This is a genomic window from Dyella sp. SYSU CM1112, assembly GCF_058216415.1.
Genome location: NZ_JBZEGI010000017.1, coordinates 9,786 through 32,718 on the forward strand (window position 1 = coordinate 9,786; position 22,933 = coordinate 32,718).

A 22,933-nucleotide genomic window follows, 5' to 3' on the forward strand; every position below is an offset into this window, starting at 1 on the left:
GGTTCATGGCGTTGCACTTAAACGCTCGGCCAGGCCGGAATATCGTCGCGTACGCTGCGCGACCGCTTGTTCGACAATGTTTGGCCTGGCTATCAGTGTCAACCACCGGCGGGCACGGGTCATGCCGGTGTAGAGCAGCTCGCGGGTAAGCATGGCCGAGGCGTCATCGGGCAGTATCAGCATAGTGTGCTCGAATTCGGAGCCTTGTGATTTGTGCACCGTCATCGCGTACACCGTTTCCACATCGCCCAGTCGCGAAGGCAGTACGCACCGCACCGGAACATCATCGGCCTGCATAGCTGGCGATGATGTTCCACGTGTCATCGGAAAGGCGACATAAAGGCGAAACTCGCCATCGGCGCCGCGCATGCGCAAGGTGATGCCGACGTCGCCGTTCATCAGGCCGAGACTGTAATCGTTGCGGGTCATCATCACCGGCCGCCCTTCATACCAGCCGCGATCCGATTCGATCAGGCCGTTGGCCAACAGGTTGGCTGCGATGTCGCGATTCAGGCGATCGGTTCCGGCCGGTCCGCGCCGCACCGCCGCTAGCATCTGGAATTGATGGAACGCCTCCAGCACCTCGCGCGCCCAGATCCGATAATGCACGTCTTCGGCGGAAGGAGCGGGGCGATCGCGCTGCAGCCGTTCAAGATAAAAACGAAAACCATGCGGCATGGCATCCGTTGTGCGTGGCGCGCTGTCATGCGGATAGCCTTCCGTCGCCAGCAAAGCGACAGGCGTGGTTTGTACGCCCTCCGATAGCCATGCAATGGTGGACGATGGCGCATGCAAAAGCCTCTGTACCTCTGCTGCATCACCAGCGTTCACGGCAGCGGCCAACTGGCCGATACCGCTTGCCGCATCAAAACGGTGGCTCCGGCGCAACATGGCTATATGTTGATCAAGCGGTTCCGCATCCTGGCTGACGAACGCGCTCACGTCATCACCGCTGGTGTCGCGCAGCCATGCGGCCGTAGCCTCGCTGTAATAACCGTGTTCGGCACGGCGCCCCAAGTCACCCAGCACGGCGCCGGCTTCCACCGAGGAAAGCTGGTCCTTGTCGCCAATAAGGATCAGGCGGGCGTGCGCTGGCAGCGCATCCAGCACCGCCGCCATCATCTCCAGGTCGACCATTGAGGCTTCGTCGATCACCAGCACATCGACATGCAGCGGATGGCGACTGTCGTGCACATAGCGCCGGCTTTCAGCGCGGGCGCCGAGTAGTCGGTGCAGGGTTTCTACCTCCACGGGGATAGCAGCGCGTACCTGCTCGTCGATATTGAGTCTTGCGATTTGCTGCGCGATGGATCCATTCAATCGTGCCGCGGCCTTGCCGGTAGGCGCAGCCAGGCGCATGCGCAGCGGGGTGGTATGTTCGCGCAGGTGCAAGGTTTGCAGCAGGCCGAGCAGGCGGACCACGGTCGTCGTCTTACCGGTGCCCGGCCCGCCGGTGATCACGCTAAAGGCGCCGCGCGCCGCCATCGCACAGGCAACGCGCGGCCAATTCACCGAATCGTCGGTCGATGCCTGGAACAGGCGCTGCAATTCGTCCCGCGCGTTTGCAACCGGCGCCGGATCGGCTTGCAACCGCGTACGAATACCTTCGGCCACACGGCATTCGTATTGCCAGTAGCGACGCAGGTAGAGGCGATGTCCATCCCGTACCAGCGGCGCATTTGCCGGAATGCCGTCCGCGCCAGCCAGCAAAGCAGAGGGTGGCGTGGTCGTGTCGGCAAGTATGTCTAGCCATGAAGCCGGCCATGCTTGTTCGAGGGACAGGTGCTCCAGTGCGTGCAAGTCCAGGCAGGGATGGCCATCGCCCAACTGTCGACTGGTGAGCGCGGCCATCAGCAACAAGCTTGCTTCGGCGCGCGGGTCGCATTCGGCGATGAAGCGCGCGAAGGCTAGATCCAATGGCCGTAGCAGCTGACGTGTGGTGGCCTCGGCAAGCGCGGCAAGCATGGCCTCATGCGACATCGGCATGCCCCTTTGCAAACAGACGATCCATGGCATCGATCAACCCAAAGGGCAGTCTTTCGGTGTGCATGCCGTGCCCTGCCTGATCGACACCGCGTAAATACAGATAGAGCACACCACCCATGTGGCGCTCGTAGTCATAACGGGGCAGGCGGGTACGAAGCTGGCGATGCAAGGCCAGCGTGTAAATGGCGTATTGCAAGTCGTAGCGCGATTGCAATGCGGCGTCCCGCATGGCTGTCGGCGTATACGCGCTGGTGTTTTCTCCCAGCCAGTTCGATTTGTAGTCGATCACGTAATAACGGCCATCGTGCTCGACGATCAGATCGATAAAGCCCTTCAGCATGCCGTTGACGCGAAGCGGTGATAGGGCGGGGCGGGAAACACCGCTCAAGGTATGCTGGCTCACCAGGTAGTCAAGCTCCCTGGCCTCTACGTTATGGGCCTCAAGCCAGAACTCGAGCTCCGCTTGGTAGCGGTCACGCTCGCGTAAATCGGCAAGCCTCAATACGCCGCCGCCCGGCAATCTCAGCGGTGTGTTCAATAGGGCCGGCAGCCATTGGCTTAGAGGCGTTATCCATGCTTGCCAGCCGCGGCGCTGACAGCGACGGGCAATCTGCTGCTCGAGCGCGGCCGGCTGGGCCGCCAGGTGCGCGAATCCATTCTCTGCGACCCACTCCAGCAAGTCATGCAAGAACGTGCCCGGTTCCGCGCCGCGCGGGAAAGCATGCATGCCGAAATGCTCATCGGGAGGCATCCACTCCACGGCCTCGCGCGAGGCTTCGGTCAGCACGTCTTGCGTGGCGGTATCGGGTGCTGCCTGCCGCAGCGTTTCGCCAGCGCCATGGGTCAACGCGCTATAGCTGGCAATCCACCACGGCGTGGCCGCTGGCAGTGTGTAAGTACGCGCGGCACGCGGTTGCGATGCGTCGCGTCGTGCATGGAATACATGCGTGCCAGCGCTGTCAGCCACAGCATGCACATGAATATGCGGCGAGCCGCCACGCAATGCTTCCAGGCGTGGCAGCAGCTCACCGGGAGCTATCGGTTCAGCGCCGGAAAGCACATAGCCAAAGGCGGAGCGGTGCAGCAGCGCTGCGCGGGTGCGGCCATCCATCACGCATGCCACGCCAAGCCAGCAAGCGTGCTCGGCACGGGTGAGCGCCACGTAGAGCAGGCGCAGGTCCTCTTGCAGTCGTTCGCGATCGGCACGTCCCCGTGCTTCCTCGTCGGGCTCGAGATCCAGCCACACTTGCCCTCGGTCATCGTGCCAAGGCTGCGTGCTCCCCTTTGGCGCATCCTGGAATCGGCAAACGAAGGGCAGCATCACCACGGGGTATTGCAGGCCTTTCGATTTGTGAATGGTGATCACCTTGACGAGATCTGCTTCGCTTTCGAGGCGAACGATTTGTTCCTCGCCCGTTTCCGTATCGCGGTCGGCCGCGCGTGCGATCTGTGCAGCAAGAAAACGAATCAGCGCGTACTCTCCATCCAGGGTAGTGGCGGCATGCTGCAACAATTCAGCCAGATGCTGCAGGTTGGTCAGCGCTCGTTCGCCCTGCGGCTTGGCAAGCAGGCGCGCGGGTAGGTCGAACACGTGCAGCAGGTTGTGCAGCATCGCCAATACACCGTGACGCTGCCATACGGCTTGCAGCGCGCGGAATTGCTCGCCGCACCATTCCCGATAGGCTTCGTCATGATTGAGCTGGTCCAGTTCGGCCAGGCTGCGGTCCAGCGTGGCGCTGGCGAGTGCGGCACGCATCGCACGATCGGACGTGGGCAGCGCGCAGGCTTGCAGCCATAGCAGAACGTCCGGCGCTTCCTCTGCGGCATAGACCGAGTCGCGTTCTGAAATGTAGACGCTAGCCACGCCACGCTGGCGCATTGCGGCGCGTATGCATTGCGCTTCGTGGCTGGTTCGGACCAGCACTGCTATATCGCGTGGACGCACTGCGGTTGCGGCGCCTTGCGCGTCGACGAAAGCGCAACGCCCCGCTTGTGCGGCATCGAGCAAGTCTACGATGCGCGCGGCGGCATGCGCGGCGGCTGTTTCCAGATATAGCCCCGAAGCCATGGGCTTGTCGGCCGGCAAGACATTCAACTGTAGCGCGGGAACAGGTTGGCCGTCATAGAGCAAGTTGGGTTTGCCGCCCGCTGCATGCACCGGATGAAATGACAAACCATGCGAGCCGTGTCCAAATGCAAATGCACCGAGCGGCCAGGTATCGGCGTGCTGGAATACGCGATTCACCGCTTCCACCAAGGCAGGCGTGGAACGGAAATTGGTGGTCAAGGTCCAGGTGGGTGATGACGCATCATCGCGTGCAGCCAGATAGGTATGAATGTCGGCACCGCGGAAACCGTAGATCGCCTGCTTGGGGTCACCGATCAGCAATAGGCCCTTGTCGGAGCGCTCGCCATAGATGCGCTGAAAAATCCGCCACTGCAGCGGGTCGGTGTCCTGGAATTCATCGATCAGCGCAACCGGATAGTGATTGGCAAGGGTCTCGGTGAGCTGTGCGCCACGAGGGCCCTGCAAGGCAGCATCGAGCTGACGCAGCATGTCATCGAAGCCCGGACGTTGCTGCCGCTCGCGTATTTCATCGATGCGGGTGGTGATCCATGGCAACGCATGTGCCAGCAGCAGCGGCGCCAGCGGTGGCTCTGCCTGCCATGCTTCTACAACGGTCTGGATAGACTGAAAAACAATGTGCGCAGGTGGCGTCTTGCCCTTGCTTGTCGCTTCATTGAGCTTGGCTTGCGTATAGCGCTCAAGCAGTGAACGGGGGGCCGCGGCGCCTTCCGCCCATGCACGCAGGGCTGGTAATTCGTGCGCCACGGTTTGCGGACGAAACGTAGTGTTTTTGAGCGTCTTGTTCTGGACGGCGGTGCGCAACATCTCTTCAATCGCATCGGCATCGCGCAACCATTGCGTGCGGGCGAGGTGTTCGGCGGCGCGGCGCGGTGCCTCACGCTGGCGCAGTCCCTCGCTGAGGTTATCGATAGCAGGCAGGGGATGGCCGTGAACGCGTAGCTGATTAGCGGGTTGGCGCAGTAAGGGGCGCAAGGCGCGCTGCAAGCTCTGGGGATCGCGCCATTGCGTGGTGATGCAGGCGGCTTCCACGGGATCGAGGCCGACGTAGAAACGTCGCCAATAGTCGCGTGTCGCTTCCGCAAGGCGTGCTAGTTCGTCGGCAATATCGTCTTCCGATTCGCTGCCTTCGAACGCGTGCTGCGACAACATGCGCTGACACCAGCCGTGAATGGTGTGGACGGCGGCTTCATCCATCCATTGCGCGGCGAGCTCCAGCTGGCGTGCTGCCGCGGCGCGTTCCTCCGGGCCCGAGTATTCAGCCATCAGCTGCTCGAGAAAGGTATCGGCTTCGTGTTGGCCACGAAAAACCGCCGCGGCGGTGGCGAGACGTTCGCGAATGCGTTCGCGTAGTTCGGCGGTGGCGGCGCGCGTAAATGTCACGACCAGGATCTGTGCCGGCAGCCGCGCGGCTTGGTCGCCATGTCCGAGTACCAGGCGCAAATAGAGTGCTGCCAGCGTCCAGGTCTTGCCGGTACCCGCACTGGCTTCGATCAAGCGCATGCCTTGCAAGGGCAGGCGCAGCGGATCAAGTGGCGCTATCGCAGTCATGCCTCCATCTCCAGCACGGCTGCGTCGAGCAGGGGTCGATAAAGGGTAAGCCAGCGTTCGAAGCCATCGGCGTGCAATGCGGCAAAACTGCGCCAGGTGCGTGCGAGGCAGGGTTCGCGTTGCATTTCCCCGGGAGGGGCGTTCGGAGCGTTGCTGCCTTCATAACAGGTCTGCGCGGCGTCAAAGGGAGATTTTTCGTCTCGCTCGGCAAGCAGCCATGCATAAGCGGAACGACGCGCTGCCGGCAACGGAGCTTGCATGCCATGACGCCATGCATCCACCAGTGCATGCAGCAGCGACGCTGCTTCGTTGCCATCGAGCGATGGCAATACCACGCTGGCATCCGAACCGAGAAAACGGGTGGAGAGTGCCAGGCCGCTTGCATTGGCCAGCAGTTGTATCACCCATGGTTGAAGCAGGCGATCGTAACGAAGACTTTTGCCGGTGCCGAGGTCACCTACCATGGGTATCAATCGCACTGGCGATGTACCGGCCAAGCCGTGCAAATCATCAAGCCAGCCTTCCACCGTCAGTGTGCCGCATGCGTACCGCAACTCGTGTGCAGGTAATCGTTGAGGCCAACGTGCGAGTGCGGCGTGCCAGCGATGCAAGATGCGCTGTACGTCATCGCGGATGGCTTCCATCGTGAGTATTCCAAAGCCACCGGCGGGTAGTACACCTTGTTGCCGCAGGTGCTGGGCGGCGTCAATCAGCGCGGGCAGGGGATCGGCATCGTTGGTGGCGAGTGCGCTTTGCAACAATGCCTGCATGGCGACGTGGTTATCCAGCACGTCCAAGGCGAATGGCTCGTCGTCTTCGAGCCCGACATCGATGTCGCCAAAGCGGACTTTCAACCGTTCGTTGTAAAAAAAAGTTGCCGGCCGCACGATAAAGCGTTGCAGCGCACCGATATCCAGTGCGGATTCCGGTTGCCAGGGGGCTAGTAGTGTTTCGTGGGCGATCAGAGGGGCACGACGCGCACACGCCCATTCGTCGGCATACGTAAACAAGTGCGTATCCGTATCTGCCGAGAAATAGCGCGGACTGAATGCCTGCAGAGGATGCACGGTCGTGATGGCGGCTAGCAGCCGCTTGCGTTGCTCGTCGGCGTGCGGCGAGTCGTCACCGATGTGCCAGCCGGCAGCAAGGTAATCGCGCAACTGTCCTACCAGCACGGATGGCGGCAGTTCGCTGTTGTCGCGCACGCTATGCCCGATCCAACTGATGTGCAAGACATCGCGAGCGGACAGCAAGGCTTCCAAAAAGAGGTAGCGATCGTCATCGCGCCGTGAGCGATCGCCGGGACGATGCTGGCCGGCGAGTGCCATGAGGTCGAAATCCGGCGGCGAAACGCGGCGCGGATAATCGCCATCGTTCATCCCAAGCAGGCATACCACGCGGAATGGAATGGCGCGCATGGGCAGCAGGGTGCCGAAGTTCACCGCGCCGCCCATGAAACGTTGCGACAAGTGATTCTGGTCAATCGCCGACAACCAATCCTCGCTGACGATACTCAGCGGAATCGCTTGCGAAAATCCTGCTTCATGGCAGGCATCCAGCCAGGTATCCAGTGCGTCTTCCAGCCGATCGACGCGCAGCGTATCGAGAGTGTCGCCGCGTGTGTCGAAACAGTCGCGCAGCAGATGGCGCAAGCGTTCACTCCATTGCGCGGGCGTTGCGGGAGTGGCGAACAGGCGCCAGTAGCGCTCCAACGTATCCAGCAACGCGCTCAGCGGACCGAGCAACGCCGCATCCAGGCCGCCTACTTCTCCGTAGGGAGCAATGTCGCCTAGGGAGACTCCATCGCCGCTGGCATAACCCAGCAACATGCGGCGCAAGCCGAAACGCCAGCTGTTCTGCTCGTCCGGCGGCAGCCCCAGGGCGAGCTTCTGCTGGCCGTGCAATCCCCAGCGTATGCCGGATTCGGCAATCCATCTCCGCAGGATGGGCAGATCGTCTTCGTTGAGTCCGAAGCGGCGTCGTAGCGATGGTACGTCGAGCAGGTCCAGCACATCGCCGGCAGTGAAGCGCGAGTCGGTCAGACGAAGCAGGTGTTCCAGCGCGCTCAGCAATGGCGACGTGCCGCGCCCCGGTTGATCGGCCACGCTGTATGGCAAATAACGCGGATCATCTGCTGCTACGCGTCCGAAGACGGCTTGGATATGCGGCGCATAGGTGCGGATGTCCGGCACCATCACCATCACGTCCCGCGGCGCCAGGAGGCGTCCTTCGTGCGCGGCTTGTTCGAACAGCGCCAGCAACTGATCGTGCAGAATTTCCACTTCCCGTTGCGGACTGTGCGCTACGTGAAAATGCAACGACCGGGTTTCCGGCAGCGGCTTGCGCAGCGTTGCTTTGGCGGGCAGCGGCTCGAGATCCAAAATGGCCTGCTGCACTTGATGCAGCAGCGTATCGGTGCGGAGATCTTCGAACAGATCAATGCCACGCTTGATCGATACGAAACGCTCTCGATAGCGATCAGGTTGATCGAACGCATCGAGTTGGCGGATGAAGTCGCGCCCTTGCTTGCCCCAGGCGGCGAGCAGCGGGTGTGCATGTAAATGCAGGTCTTGGTAGCGTGGTTCGGGAGGCAGGCCGGGTTTGCCCGCATGACGGCGATGTTCGGTCCGTAACAGTTCGCGGTCTTCGATGATGTCGGCCCAATAGTGCCGACAGGGGTTCGTGACCAAGAGCAAGACCTGGCTGAAACGGGCCAGGGAGGTGAGTGCTTCCAGCACTTGCTGCGGCAAGGAGGTGATGCCGAATACGACGATGCGCCGTGGCAGCGCGGCCGGCCGCGCATCCAGCGATTGCATATGCTGCATAAAGTGGCGGTGTACGCTGGCACGATGGCTACTGCGCTGCGCTGCGGGAACATCCTCCAGCAGCAGTCGCCACAGCCTGGGTTGCCAGCGCTGTGCGTGCGGCAGTTCAGCAAGACGATTGCGCGCAGGATCGCGCAGCACATCATGGTGGCGCTCCCAATCGTCCAGCCAGTCGGCGCGGAATACCTGGTACTGGTCGAACAGGTCCGCTATCTGCAAGGCCAGCCGATGCTGTCGGCGCCAGTCACGGGCGTCGCCGAGCAAATGGCGTAGCGGTGCGAAGGCCGCTTCATCCAGGTGCAGCGGCAGCAAGCGCAACAGGCGCCATATCAACCGGGACTTGTCGAATGGCGATGTCGCCGGCACGGCTTCCTCACCCAGTACCGCGCGATAGGCCTGCCACAAAAAACGGCCCGGCAACTGCATGTCCACCGCTGCGCTGATGCCGAGCCCGCCGCTCTCCATTGGCCGTGCCAGCGCCAACTTCAGCCACTGCGCAATGCCGTTGCTCTGCACCAGCATCACCTCGTTCTCCAGTGGCTGGAGGGGTGTGCGTTGTAACCATGCGACTAATAGATCGCGCAGGTCTTCCTGGCGATTGCCGTGAATCACCATCAGGCCGGGTTGAATCGCTTGGAGTTGGAGCGTCGGTTCGGAAGCACTCACGGCGGTTAAAGATTCCTTCTTGACGCAGATGGAGAACGCCCCTTCAGGCGAAGGGTGCATGGCTGGCATTATTTCATCCCGAGCGCGCACCCGGCGATGTCCTTCGTCAAGGGGTTGATTCCATGCCATTAATGCGGTCATGAGTTGCGCAGGAGGACGCTTGCCAGGACGCTTTGCGGGCGGCCTACCTGTGGAAGCCGTATCTCACGTTGAATCTTTGGTGCGGCGTTCCTCGCGATGAAGACAGGGGGTTGGCCGGGCACGAGGCCATTACCATCCCTCTTGCCGGCACGCCTATCGAGCTAGGCGGTGGCGTCAATGCAACGCTTCATCGCGATGTGAGTTTTTACGACGATGCCAGCTATCTGCAGCATATCGATGGCCTGCACCGGTGCGCCGCATGGGGCGACGTCGAGTGGCGCAGTTGCCAGGGCAGCGGTCATTAACTTATTGGAGCTTGCTTCGAGCAGCTACTGCCGATGTCGCAGTCGGTGTTTTGGAGGTGTAACCATCGTCCAGGGTATGAAGGAAGGCGATGATGTCGCGGATGTCCTGAGCGGTGAGCGGCGGCGGATCGCCGACGTGGCGGTTGAACGGTGCATCGGTGGTGTCTACGTTGCGCTGGTAGGCCACAGGCAAATCGTTGTAGAGCTCCAGCTTGCCGTTTGCACCGCGCGGATAGATTTTCTGGGGAGCCACGCTGCGCAAATTATAGAAATCCAGCACTTGCGTCAGGCTGTGATAAACCCCGTTGTGAAAGAACACGGCGCGCCGGTCGACGTTGCGCAGGGTGGGTGTGAGAAACATGCCGCAATATTGCGTCTGGCGCACGAGATCTTTGCGGAAAGGGCCGCATAGCCCCAGATCATAAAAGTGTGGATTGCGGTTGAGCGCCAGCTTGGCATTGCGAGGTACGCCCAAGGCTTCGTATTGCGTGTCGGTGAAGAGTGGCGGCAAGCCGTCGCGGCTGACCTGGCTGAGATGGCAGCCGGCGCAGTTGCCTTTTTGCGGATCGTTGAAGAGTTTCAGGCCGCGCATCTCGCTCGGCGTCAAGCGCGCGAGACCCTGCAGCCACGCATCGTACTTGCTAGTGAAGGGATGGAAGGAGATGTCTTCGATTTCGAAGCGACCGATGGCGAACATCGCTTCAGACACTAATTGTTGTGGATCGTTGAGGATGCCTGGCCCAAACAATTGGAGGAACGACTGGCGGTAGCGGCTTTGCGCCAACTTGCGAGCCACGTCGGCAATGCTGGTATTGGCCATTTCCACCGGATTGAGCATGGGGATATAAGCTTGCCGTTGCAGGGAATCCGCACGGCCGTCCCAGAACAGTCCTCCCTGCGGCACCATCGCAGTGACGGCAGGCGCAGTACCCGCTGATTTGCGTACATGCGGATCGTTTTGAGCAGATGCCGCCACCGCATTGAGATTGACGGGCACATCGACGTCGGCGGTATCCGGCCCGATGCTGAAAGGCGCCTGCCGATACAAGTATGCCAACGACGGCGGCGGCCGAAAGCCAGCCTGTTTCAAGCTGGCGCCACCTGGTTGCACGGTCAGCGCGTTAGGCGGGTTGTAGCCGTATTTGGGGCTGTGGCATGAAGCGCATGACTGCTTCCCCGACCCGGACAGCATGGGGTCGAAGAATAACGATTTGCCGAGCTGTGCCATGGCGCTGAGCGGCGCTATTGGCGGAAGTTTCAAATGCACGGGATGCGGATTGATGCCGCTCGCATCGACAGCGTTGCCATGAGACGGCGTTGCTGCCTGATTGACGAAGGCATAACTTGCAACGCAACTCAATGCGCAGGCCGTGCTTAGCACAGCCTTGAACAAACGGTACCGGTTCCACCGCGGTTTGATGGGCGACATGGAGGCTCTAGACGTTCGGATGTCCAAATAGGAAAGCATGATGGCATGTCATGCTATCCGGAAAGTATTCCTGCTCCACACAGAGCAGGAATACTGTTTCCGTGACCGGGGATCGCACAGCGATCCACCGGTCCGGATTAACATCAGGAGTGCCAGGGCTGGCGCTTGTCGATCGGCGTGCCTTGGTTGGGATCGAGGAACAGCGGTTGCGCCAGGTCGACGCGGCGGCTGAAATCGAACATGCCCATGATGCTGCCTGTGCTTGCATCGTTGGAACCTTCGCCGATGCGCTCGCCACGCAGCCAGTTGTCTTCGATGAAGCGTACGACCGATGCCTGCGTGATGCGCGCGTCATCCACATAGTTGATGCGTGCGTAGGGCGAGATGACCAGGAACGGAATACGCGTGCCGGGGCCGCAGCGTCCATTGACGCGACCGCCATTCACGCCGATGCCCGGTTTGGCATCCGGACCATTGCAGATGCCCGGGCCATTGAGCTGGTCTGCACCGGTGACCGAGCCTTGAGGTGTGGTGGCATCGAAGGACGAGGTCGTCGGCGAGGCATAGCGATGGTCGTACCAGCCGTCCGAGTCGTCATAGGTAATGATGATGGCAGTGTTCTTCCAATCGGGCTGACGCTCCAGGAAGTTGACCACCTTCACGATGAAAGCCTGCTCATCCAATGGATCGGAGTTACCCGGATGTGCATCGCCTACGGCGGGCGCCTTCAAATAGCTGACGGAGGGGAAGTTGCCCGACGACACGGCCTTGAAGAAGTCATGCAAGTCGTATTCGTGGTGCACTGGCGTGGAGGTGCTGTCCTTGGCGTCGGTATAGCCGATTTCCTCCACCGAGGTGGGGCGTGTGTGGGTCGGGTTCGACGTGCTGGCGTAGTACTGGAACCAGTTGTGATGCGGCACGTAGTCGGTCTTGGTCGCGTCCAACACGCTGGAATACGTGCTGCGACTGCAGCCGGTGCTTCCATTCGGATTGACCGCGGTCAGGTCGAAACCGCCTGTGAAGCCACCCCAGGTGATGTGATGTGCATTCAACAGGTCGCCGATGTTCTTCGACGTCATCATGACGGTGCTCGAAGTCGACGAGCAGGTGTCATAAGCAGGATCGGTATCGCCGATCAGCGTCAGGCCGCCTTGGCCATCGGGGATGGTCGAAGCCGAACCGAGCACCACCTTGGCGCCGTTGTTGGTGCCGGATACCACTTCGATCGCGCCAGGTGTCGAGGGACCGTACGTGTCGGTGTAGGCGTTGTCGTCCATGGCGAAGTGCTGGGCATAGTTCCACAGCGCTGTGACGGTATTGCCATCGAAGTAACCCATCACCAGGCCATGCGTGCCGAAGGTGCCGGTGCTGCTGACGGTGTTGTTACCGGTGAAGGCGGGGAAAAGATCAGCGGCGCCGTTGTCGTACGCCTCTTGCTCTGGCGTGTAATTGTGGTTCTGGCCTTCGGTGTTGGCCTGGGTGCGATCGAGGCGGAAAGGATTGACCGCATTGACGCCATTGAGCGGGTTGAGCTTGTTTGGGTTTTGCGTCAACAGCTGGGGCGAGAGGCCGTCAACCTGGGGCGTCCAGGGGCTCGCCTTGAATTTAGGTTCGCCAGGTGGGTTGGTGGCGACCGGATACGTGCCGAAGTAGTGATCGAACGAACGGTTTTCGTCAAAGATCACCACCAGATGCTTGATCGGCGTTGCGGTCGAAAGCTCATCCTGCGGAGAGCGCCAGGATCCGGGCCAGGGGGAGTGCGGCTGAGAATCGGCGTTTTGATTCGAAAACGAGTCGACTTGGGCAGACGCTGCAAAGGCGAATCCCATGATGGCGATCGACGCGGGCAGCAGTGCCTTTCGGAACATGCGAAGACTGAACATTAAAGCCTCCTGATATGGATACAACGACGCAGGGCTAGTACGTAGTGCTGCGGATTCCCCCTTGCTGCTTTGCCGCACGCTACATATGCAGTTCGCGGCAAGCGTTCATTGAACCACTCGGATATGAAGGTTCTGGGACAGTGGCCGGGGAGAAGAGGGAACGGGTTCTTACGTTGGATGATGCGTGGCGGCATCGCTCAAAACGGTGGTTTTTGTTCAGATGTGTTTTTTGGCTGGATCTGTTCAAACGCCATGCATTTCGGCTGGCTGCCGCGCTCAGTGCGGCAATGTATTTTTCGCTGAGCGTGCAGGCAGTGCGAAGATCTTGCGGTGTATCTCCGGCAGTCGCACGTTTTTAGAGGCATGAATGCGGCGACAGGTTTTCTCGGTTCACGCTTGCACCTGCGCAGGTTTTCAAGCAAAGGCATCGATGCGGTGCATTCTTAAGAGATGCATTAGAGATGCATTCTTTAAGAAGAGAGAACGTTTTTCTGAAAATCGTGTCTTTCACGCCAAGGGTGAGAAGCCATGCGGGGCTGGCTGTTGGCTTTCAGGGATTGGGCACCCTGCTTTCCGAGCCTGAGGGCCGCTCCGAGAAAGCTGCCATAAGGGACAGGGCTTGCTTCCTGAGAAAGCACTTGAAGTTTGGCATGCAAGTTATGTTATAACATGCCAAATAGTGGAGTAGCCTTCGGGGAAGTTGATGAACCGGCGACATTTCCTCAGCGCATTGGGCACCGTGGCGGCGTTGTCTCCTTCGCTCGCTCGGGCTGCCCTTCATCTCGATACCACGCGGGTAACCGGCTGTCGTCTGGAGACGGATGGCGGTGGTGCGCGTCTGACGCTTGATTTGAGCGGAACGGTTCCGTACCGGGTTTTTACCTTGTCATCGCCTTCGCGTGTAGTCATCGATCTCCAACAGGTAGCCGCCTATATGCCGGCGCTGCACATGGATGGTGGCAATCCATGGATTGCAGACGTACGCAACGGGCGGCACGGTGACGGCATGCGTATCGTTTTGGATCTGCGACACGATGTAAAACCACAGGCCGTCATGCAATCTGCCGCAGCGGCTACGGGGATGTATCAGTTGGTCGTCCATCTGCCCTTCGCTGGGGCGGCAGCGGCGGTGCGTCCGACGCGTCGCCCGGCAGTGATTGCCATCGATGCGGGACACGGCGGCAAAGACCCGGGCGCCATCAGTACCAGCAATGTGTATGAGAAATACGTCGCCCTCGCCATCGCTACCAAGCTGCATGGACTGCTCGCGACGGACTCCCGCTTTCAGCCGACGATGACTCGCAATGATGACTATTTCATCCCATTGGAGGAGCGCGTACAGATCGCACATCGCGAAAATGCGGACCTGTTTGTCTCCATTCATGCCGACGCGGCGCCTGTGCCGTCGGCGCAAGGGGCTTCTGTCTGGGTGCTTTCGCAACACGGCGCCACCTCCACCATGGCGCGTTGGCTGGCCAATAGCGAAAACAGTTCCGATCAATATGCTTCGCTGAAGAATAGTGCGCTTTACACGCCCGATCCTGCGCTGATGAGGGTCCTGGTCGATATGTCGATGGATGCGACCATCGCCTACAGTCTGGATCTTGGCCGATTGATGATCGACAACCTGGGGCAGGTGACACGCATCCATCAACGACAGGTCGATCAGGCCGGTTTTGCGGTGCTGAAGTCGCCGGATATTCCGTCGATCCTGGTCGAGACCGGCTTTATGAGCAATGCCGACGACTGCCGTCGACTCGTCACTGACCAGCATCAGCAGGAATTGGCCGAGGCGTTGAAGAGCGGTATCGCGAATTACTTCCGGCAATATCCACTGCAGAGTACGGCGGCCTGATGGGCTGGAACAACTCGGGCATGGCGGAAAACCGGTTGGTGGACATGGTGACGATTTACGCCAAGGGCTGTGCCGGGTTCTCATCACGCCAAGGGCGTTGAACGGCGATATGGATTAGCACTGTATAACCGCCAATTCGTGCCCGAGTTTGCCGTGATTGATGATGACGAAACGAATGGTTTGGCCGGCGCTGACGGTTACGGCAGCAGGCGTGAACCGATATTCGATGGCTGTACTCGAATAGTGCGCCCGACCTACGTCAAAGCCGATGGCAAGCGACAGGGCTCAAAAGGCTGTGTGCTGAGTGGGAATGCCGCTGTTCAAAAGAGGTGTGGTTGCCTTATCCGGTATGGCAGGTACCCATGACATTAGTCATGTTGTTACAGAATAACGCTTGATCCCATACTCGATTCATAGATCTTCGAACGCCCTTGCGGAATCTACGCTTGGTGGCACGTTGCTCGCCCATTGACGCAGGTCGATGCGTTGTGTCTTGGGCCTCGTGCTGCCGATGAGTAAGCGTGAAGTGTCGTTATATAGGGGTTTTGACGCAGATCTTTTGGCGAAGAAGGATGCCCTTGTGCATCCAAGCGTCATTTCATCCACGCCACTTCGTCATGATGCAGATCGGATGATGGCAGCCATCACAGGGGTGATGACAGGGCATGCAAAAGCTTTTTCGTTCTTTGCTGCAATGGATTCCAGCATGCCGTTCGCTGATCGCCTTGGCGCGATCGACGCCAACCCTGCAGCCGTGCGCCAGCGCAACGCTGTAGATATCTCTTTGCACCGGACGCCGCCAGTGACGGCGTCGACTTTTCCTTGACGGATAGCCACGATGAAAATTGCCACCCTTTTTCCACGCCGTCCCTTGGCGTTGCTTTTGGCTTCGCTCCTGTGCGCAGGCGCAGCCTATGCGAGCGATTCCACCGAGAGTCACGCCAAATACCCCAATTTCCCCAGCGACATGCCGGCGCACTTTGATCCGTCGACGCAGCATTTCAACTACATCCGCCGCGAGGTCATGATCCCGATGCGCGATGGCGTAAAGCTGCACACAGTGATTCTGATTCCCAAGGGTGTCAAGCACGCGGGCATCGTGTTGACTCGCACGCCTTACGACGCCGATCGCATGACCTCAGGAAGCAGCGACGACCTCGGTGAAGTGTTGCAGCACGACGATGACTCCACCGCCGTGCTCATCGAAGACCACTATATCCGCGTCGTGCAGGATGTCCGCGGTAAATACGGTTCCGAAGGCGATTACGTCATGAACCGCCCAGTGTTGGGGCCGCAGAATCCAACGCCGGTGTCCGATGCCACCGATGCTTACGACACCATCGGCTGGCTGGTGAAACATGTGCCGGAGAGCAACGGCAGGGTAGCCATCATGGGTATTTCCTACGATGGTTTCGAACCGCTGATGGCGCTGGTGCATCCGAACCCCGCCTTGAAGGTCGCCATTCCGGAAAACCCGATGGTGGACGGCTGGATGGGCGACGACTGGTTCCATCACGGCGCTTTCCGTGAGCAGATGATTCCCTACATCTACGACCAGACCGCCACACGCTCCAACAGCATCCATTGGTGGAGCAGTTATCACGACGACTACAACATGTATTTTGACGCCGGCAATCCGACAGCGATTGCGGACGCGCACGGGATGCAGCAGCTGGGCTTCTGGAACAAGCTGGTGGCGCACCCCGCTTACGATGCCTTCTGGCAGGATCAGGCGATGGACAAGATCCTGGCTGCGCAACCGCTCAAAGTGCCGGTGATGCTCGTAGCTGGTGAATGGGATCAGGAAGACATTTACGGCCCCTTGGCCGTCTATCGTGCGTTGAAGCCCAAGGATACGCACGGTGACATGGTCTATCTCACGCTCGGCCCCTGGTATCACGGACAGGAAATCCGCGACGGCAGCGCACTGGGCCCGATCAAGTTCAACTCCGACACGTCGCTATACTTCCGCGAGCACATCCTGCGGCCGTTCTTGGCGCACTATCTGAAGGATGACGCGCCGCCGAACCCGGTTGCTCCCGTCAATGCCTTTGTCACCGGCACCAACCAGTGGGAAGCTTTTTCATCGTGGCCGGGATGCGCTTCCGATTGCCATATCCAATCCAAGCCGCTGTACCTGCAGGCCGATCATGCATTGAGCTTTACCGCGCCGGCGGCAAACAGCGGCGATGGCTACGATGAATATATTTCCGACCCGGCCAAGCCTGTTCCTTACCGGCATCGCCCGATTCCCGCCGCCGAAACGCCAACCTGGCACGAATGGCTGGTAGACGATCAGCGCGAAGCAGAAACGCGCTCCGATGTAGAGACCTATGAAACGCCGGTACTGACGCAAGCCGTACGTATTACCGGCAGGCCGGACGTGCATCTGGTGGCATCGACCAGCGGTACGGATTCGGATTGGGTAGTGAAGTTGATCGATGTCTATCCGCAGCAAGACATCACCGAGCCGTCGATGAGCGGTTACGAGCTTGCCGTCGGCATGGATATATTCCGTGGCCGCTATCGCACCAGTTACGCGCATCCCTCGCCGCTGACGCCGAACGTGCCGCTGGCATACCACTTCCACTTGCCAGCGGCTGACCATGTGTTCTTGCCGGGTCACCGCATCATGGTGCAGATCCAGTCCAGCTGGTTCCCGCTCTACGATCGCAACCCGCAAACCTATGTGCCGAACATTTTCCTGGCCAAGCCCGGGGACTATCGTAAGGCGGTGCAGCGCATCTATCACACGCCCGATCACGCCACGTATATTGACTTGCCGGTGGCGCAATGATCTCGACACGATCCCTCACCCTGGCTGTTTGCTGTGCGTGCCTGGCGTGGTCGTCAAGCCACGCTGCAGAGGCAGCGTCACCGTTCCAGCTGACCGATTTGCGTAAATTGGCGAGCCTGAGCGAACCGCAGGTTTCTCCTGACGGCAAACACGTCGCGGTCATCGTTTCAAAGCCGGATTGGGAAACAGACCAGCGTCCGCAAGAGATCGACTTGATCGATGTGGCGACGGGTTCGTCCCGTGCATTGACGTGGAAACGCAAGGAGCTTTCCTCGCCGCGCTGGTCGCCCGACGGCACGCGGCTGGCGTTCCTTGCCGAGGATCCCGATAGCAAACACGCACAGCTTTTCGTGATGCCTATGGATGGCGGCGATGCAATGCGTATTACGGAGGCCAAAGAGGGTGTGGATGCCTATGCATGGAGCCCCGATGGTGCGCAGATCGCGTTCATTACCGAAGACGAGGCGCCAAAGCCAAAGAGCGGCAAGAAGCAGGACGATGCCTTCCGGGTGACGGACAACAACTTCCTGATGCGCGCAGCTTTGGCGCCGTGGCACCTGTGGGTGGTGCCAAGTGCCGGCGGAACGGCAAAGCGTCTGACGCAGGGCGACTACAGCCTGTCGACGGATCAGCAAGACAACACGCCGGAACCGACCTGGAGCAGGGATGGGCGATCTATCGCCTTTACCCGGTTCACGAGTCCGTATTGGGGACCGTCGTTCAAGTCGGTGATTGACGACATCGCAGCGACGGGAGGACAACCGGAAGTGTTGTCCGCCGACTCAGGAAGCATGAATCCGGTATACGCACAGGACGGCGATACGCTTGCCTTCATGCGCCCGCGTCAGGGCGATCAAAACAACGGTAACGCGGTGTATGTCCTGAAGCATGGCGAAAACGCCAAGGATGTCACTCAAGCGCTGGCGCGCAACATCGATGCCTTTGCTTGGTTGCCTCGCGCCAAGGCTCTATTGCTGGCAGGTGCGGATGGCACACAGCTGGCGCTATGGGATCAGCCTTTGTCAGGTGCGGCGAAAAAACTCGATCTTGGCCAGGTGCAAGCCCATCCGGACTTCACCCTTTCCAAAAACGGCGTGATCGCATTTGTAGGCAGCACATCCACCCATCCGGATGAGTTGTATGTGATGAATGGCATCTCGGCTACGCCGCGGCGGCTCACCGACATCAACCGCTTCGTCGATAGCCGGACCCTGGGGCATGTCGAATCGATCAGCTGGCAAGGCCCCCAAGGTTTTCAGGAAGATGGAGTACTCACGTATCCGGTGGGCTATGCCAGCGGGAAAAAATACCCGCTGGTGCTGGTCATTCACGGTGGTCCGGAAGCGTCGTCATCGGTGGCTTTCTCGTCGCTGCCGCAATTGCTTGCCGCACAAGGCTTCATCGTGTTTGAGCCTAATTATCGCGGCAGCACGAATCTTGGCGACGCGTACCAGCACGCGATCTATCGCGATACCGGCGTAGGTCCCGGCGAAGATGTGATGGCTGGACTCGCCGCCGTGGAAAAGCTCGGCATTGTCGACGAGCAGCACATCGGCGTAAGCGGATGGTCTTATGGGGGCTACATGACGACCTGGCTCACCGGCCATTACGGCGTCTGGAAAGCAGCCGTGTCGGGCGCGGCATTGACCGACTGGGTCATGGATTACACCGTGGCTTATTACCAGCAGGGCGATACTTATTTCTTTGGCGGATCACCCTGGAAGGCCAAATATCGGGACATCTGGCGTGAACAATCGCCGATCGCCTATGCGCAGAACGTCACTGCGCCCACGCTGATCATGGGTGACGTGGGCGATCCCAACGTGCCGCTGGTAAACAGCTACGAGTGGTACCACGCGCTGCGCGATAACGGTGTGCCGGTGGAGTTCTATGCGTATCCGGCCGACACCCACTTTCCAAAAGATATCGTGCGTACCACCGATGTATACCGGCGCTGGGTGGATTGGATGACGCAGCATCTGAAGAGCTGACAGCAAACAAAAATGTGATGCCGGCATAGGGCATGCCGGCATCACATCGTTCGTATTCGCTGCCTTTTGCTTTTCGGCAGTGAAGGCTTGAAAGCCGCAGGGCTTATTTGACCGTGAAGGTATTGTTGCTGCGATTCACGTCCGGAACGGCATGCATCGGATCGATCGTCGCCGATTTCACTGGCTTGTTTCCAGTTATGCGGATCGCGTAACTGCGATGCTGCATCCAGGTTTCCACCGGCACACGGATATCCTGCTTGCTGCCGTCGCTGTAGACCACTTCCAGCGTAGCGGGCATCACCAGGCGGTCGAGGTTGGCAACCGTCACCGTGGCGCCTTTGCGCCAGTCGCCATCCACCGGGGCGACATCTTGCACGGCCAGGTCGAGCTTCCAGTTATGCGCGTACCAGCCGCGCCAGAACCAGCTCAGGTCTTCACCGGTTTCACTTTCCATGAAGCGGAAAAAATCTGAGGGGCTGGGATGCTTGTACGCCCAGGTCTGGATGTACTTGCGGAAGGCCGGGTCGAAGCGTGCCGGCCCGATAATCTGTTCGCGCAACAGCACTAGGCCGAACGCCGATTTGAAGTACGTGACAGGGTGGCGATATTTCTCCGGGATTTCGTCTGCGCGCGTAAGCAGCGGCGGCGCGTCCGGGTCGGTCAGCACCTTGACGATTTCGTCGGCGGGGTTGCCATGTCCAGGCGCGTATTCCTCGTCGCGCTTGGGCGCATATTCGCCATGATTGAAGTGGTCGGCCTCGTACACGTCGATAAAGGTATTGAATCCTTCGTCCATCCACGCATTGCGGCGCTCGTCCGTGCCCACGATCATCGGGAACCAGGTATGACCGATTTCGTGCGCGATCAGCGCATGCAGGTCGCTGCCTTTTGCTTCTTTCTCATCGAATGTGATGCCGGGGTATTCCATGCCGCCGGCCGATCCGGCTTCATTGATCGCCGCCGGATAAGGGTAGGGATACCACTGTTTTGAAAAATACTCGGTCGCCGCCTTGACGTATTCGGTGGCACGACCCCAGGCATCGTTGCCGGCGCTTTCCACCGGATAAGCGGACTCGGCCAGCGCCGTCTTGCCATCCGGCAGGTTGATGCGCGCGGCATCCCAGATATACGCCTTGGACGCACCGAATACGGCGTCACGGGCATTGTCGATGCGGAAATGCCAGGTCAGCGTGCCGCTCTGCTTCGGACGGCTGCGCGGATCATTGACCTCTGCCGCCGAGCGGATCATGACCGTCTTGTCGCTATGCCGTGCCTCATCCAGTCGCTGCAGTTCGATCTTGGTCAGTACGTCCTGCGGATTGAGCAGTTCGCCGGAGCCCACCACGATCATGTTCCACGGCACGGTGACGTAGTAATCGTAATTGCCGTACTCGAGATAGAACTCGTTGTTGAGATAAGGGTCGGTGTTCCATCCGCGCAGATCGTCATACACGCACATGCGCGGATACCACTGCGCGATCTCGAAGATGTCCCCGTTTTTGGTCGGATTGACGTCGGTGCGGCCGCCGAATTCGCCGGGTACGGTATAGCTGTAGCTGATGTGCAGCCGCAGTTTGCCGTCGCGAGCCTTGAGCGCGTGCGGCAAGCGTACCTGCATGCGCGTATCGGAAATCACGAAATCGGCTTTCTGCAGCCTGCCATCGAGGCCTTCCACCGCCACCGACGCAATATGTTCGCCATCGGTGAATTCGGTCGGGAATGTACCGTCGTCGAAGGCGCCGCGCGCATCCTTGAGATAACGATTTTGCTCAACCTGCAGCCATAGCACATCCAGATCATCAGGGCTGTGATTGGTATAGGTGATCACTTCCTCGCCGGTCAGCTTGCGCGTGGTGGGATCCAACGTCGCCTTGATCTGATAGTCCGCGCGGTTTTGCCAGAACAGCGGACCCGGCAGCCCGCTCGCCGTGCGAAACGCGTTGGACGGCTGGGGATAGACAAAGGGAGCAAAGGTCTCGAGGGGGTTGTACGTCGATGTCGACGAAGTGGCTGCGCCGGCAGGCAAGGACAACGCGACCAGCACCGCACTGCTGAGGATCGGGAGAATTTTCATGGGGAGCCCTGTAGCAAACACTTGCGCCAGCTTGACGCAAGCGGCTGACCATACTGCAAGGCAGTAAAGCGTTGCTAGTGGCAGCGGATGGATAGACACCCGGCCCATGGCAAAGCGTCGTTATGCAGCGCGACGAAACCACGATCTTGAGAGATGACGACTGGGATTGCCTGATGATCAAGCCAGGTCGGCCCCCTGACCGGCCACTCGAGCAAGCATGGCTTCAAGGCAAGCCATGCAGTCTTCCATATTGCGGAAGTGAGTATTGCGGAATCAATGGCTACTGCTGTTTCGCGGAAAGGAGCATCGTGTTGGCGTCGCGCACCCAAAAGGCAACGGCGCCACGCCCATATCCCAGGGAATAGAGTGATGAAACTCCGACTTCTACTGATCGCCATGGCCGCTACGATCATCGGGCCTAACGTACAGGCCACGCCGGTGGCATCGACGTCTGCCACGACCACTTACCATCGCGTCACAGTCGATGGCGTGAAGGTGTTTTATCGCGAGGCAGGCCCCAGGCACGCGCCTACCATCGTGTTGCTGCACGGCTTCCCATCTTCCTCACGCGAGTTCGATACGCTGATTCCCTTGCTCGCTACGCGCTATCACTTGATAGCGCCGGATTTTCCCGGCTTCGGCCAGAGCGATGCGCCGCCGCCGTCTTCCTATACCTATACATTCGATCACCTGGCCGAGACAACGGACCGTCTGCTTGAGCAGCTCGGCATCGGCAGCTATACCCTTTATCTGCATGACTACGGCGGCCCGGTTGGTTTCCGCATCATGCTGAAGCATCCAGAGAGAGTGCACGCGCTGATCATCCAGAATGCGAATGTCTACAAGCAGGGCCTGGGCGCCAAATGGGCCGGCATAGCGCAGTACTGGGCTGACCCTCAAGCGCATCCGGAGGTGGTCGATAAATTCCTCTCGTTCGAAGCGACCGAGCAGCGTCATACCCTGGGTACGTCGCATCCAGAGCGCTACAACCCCGACACCTGGACCGACGAATACGCGCATCTGCAGAAACCGGGGCAGCGCGAGATCCAGGCGGATTTGCTCTACGACTACCGCACGAACGTTGCCGCCTATCCGACATGGCAGGCATGGTTACGCGAACACAAGCCGCCGACATTGGTCGTGTGGGGGCGCAATGATCCTTCCTTCATTGCGCCCGGTGCCGAAGCCTTCAAACACGATCTGCCGAACGCCGAGATCCATCTGCTCGATGCTGGACACTTTGCCCTGGATGAGAAGAACGACGAGATCGCCAGTCTCATTCTGCAATTCATGGGCAGGCACCCTGGCTGATATCGCGACGCCTGCGCTTCGGCGCAGGCTCTA

The 22,933-nt window shown here is 59.8% G+C and carries 12 protein-coding genes; 6 read left to right on the plus strand and 6 right to left on the minus strand.

Features of this window, described 5'->3' with window-relative positions; all coding sequences use genetic code 11:
* Window positions 1-3: 3 nt before the first annotated feature.
* Genes recD through recC form a run of 3 tightly spaced genes read right to left on the minus strand, consistent with a single transcriptional unit; the run spans window position 4 to window position 9,114 of the window.
* Entirely contained in the window at window positions 4-1,986 is a 1,983-nt protein-coding gene (gene recD / locus AC4HNJ_RS18885; RefSeq protein ID WP_490481153.1) for an exodeoxyribonuclease V subunit alpha, read from the minus strand.
* Window positions 1,970-5,623, minus strand: coding sequence for an exodeoxyribonuclease V subunit beta (gene recB / locus AC4HNJ_RS18890; RefSeq protein WP_490481154.1), 3,654 nt, complete (start codon window positions 5,621-5,623; stop codon window positions 1,970-1,972). The genes recD and recB overlap by 17 nt, the downstream gene beginning before the upstream one ends.
* Window positions 5,620-9,114, minus strand: coding sequence for an exodeoxyribonuclease V subunit gamma (gene recC / locus AC4HNJ_RS18895; protein WP_490481155.1), 3,495 nt, complete (start codon window positions 9,112-9,114; stop codon window positions 5,620-5,622). Before recC ends, recB begins: the two co-directional genes overlap by 4 nt.
* Before the next feature lie 173 nt (window positions 9,115-9,287).
* Between recC and AC4HNJ_RS18900 the strand changes: the two genes are divergently transcribed.
* Window positions 9,288-9,560 (plus strand): hypothetical protein, encoded by a 273-nt coding sequence (locus AC4HNJ_RS18900; protein WP_490481156.1) that lies wholly within the window; start codon window positions 9,288-9,290, stop codon window positions 9,558-9,560.
* A gap of 1 nt (window position 9,561) precedes the next feature.
* Here AC4HNJ_RS18900 and AC4HNJ_RS18905 read toward each other — a convergent pair whose 3' ends face one another.
* Both AC4HNJ_RS18905 and AC4HNJ_RS18910 read right to left on the minus strand, forming a co-directional pair.
* A complete protein-coding gene (locus AC4HNJ_RS18905) occupies window positions 9,562-10,989 on the minus strand; it encodes a cytochrome-c peroxidase (RefSeq protein ID WP_490481157.1) in 1,428 nt (475 codons plus the stop codon).
* Window positions 10,990-11,132: 143 nt separating this feature from the next.
* A complete protein-coding gene (locus tag AC4HNJ_RS18910) occupies window positions 11,133-12,872 on the minus strand; it encodes a phospholipase C (protein WP_490481158.1) in 1,740 nt (579 codons plus the stop codon).
* 703 nt (window positions 12,873-13,575) lie between these two features.
* Between AC4HNJ_RS18910 and AC4HNJ_RS18915 the strand changes: the two genes are divergently transcribed.
* From AC4HNJ_RS18915 to AC4HNJ_RS18930, 4 genes are all read left to right on the plus strand, one after another.
* Window positions 13,576-14,727 carry an N-acetylmuramoyl-L-alanine amidase gene (locus AC4HNJ_RS18915; protein ID WP_490481159.1) on the plus strand — a complete coding sequence of 384 codons (1,152 nt, stop codon included), beginning with the start codon at window positions 13,576-13,578 and terminating at the stop codon, window positions 14,725-14,727.
* 493 nt (window positions 14,728-15,220) lie between these two features.
* Window positions 15,221-15,553, plus strand: a complete 333-nt coding sequence (locus tag AC4HNJ_RS18920) for a hypothetical protein (protein WP_490481160.1) — start codon at window positions 15,221-15,223, stop codon at window positions 15,551-15,553.
* A gap of 12 nt (window positions 15,554-15,565) precedes the next feature.
* Window positions 15,566-17,524, plus strand: a complete 1,959-nt coding sequence (locus tag AC4HNJ_RS18925) for a CocE/NonD family hydrolase (protein WP_490481161.1) — start codon at window positions 15,566-15,568, stop codon at window positions 17,522-17,524.
* Complete coding sequence (locus AC4HNJ_RS18930; protein ID WP_490481162.1) at window positions 17,521-19,515, plus strand: S9 family peptidase; 1,995 nt, start codon at window positions 17,521-17,523, stop codon at window positions 19,513-19,515. Before AC4HNJ_RS18925 ends, AC4HNJ_RS18930 begins: the two co-directional genes overlap by 4 nt.
* Before the next feature lie 103 nt (window positions 19,516-19,618).
* Here the strand turns inward: AC4HNJ_RS18930 and AC4HNJ_RS18935 are convergent, their stop codons facing one another.
* Window positions 19,619-21,583: a M1 family metallopeptidase gene (locus AC4HNJ_RS18935; RefSeq protein WP_490481211.1), complete on the minus strand. Its 1,965-nt coding sequence runs from the start codon at window positions 21,581-21,583 to the stop codon at window positions 19,619-19,621.
* 375 nt (window positions 21,584-21,958) lie between these two features.
* Between AC4HNJ_RS18935 and AC4HNJ_RS18940 the strand changes: the two genes are divergently transcribed.
* Complete coding sequence (locus AC4HNJ_RS18940) at window positions 21,959-22,900, plus strand: alpha/beta fold hydrolase (RefSeq protein WP_490481163.1); 942 nt, start codon at window positions 21,959-21,961, stop codon at window positions 22,898-22,900.
* The last annotated feature ends 33 nt before the right edge of the window (window positions 22,901-22,933 follow it).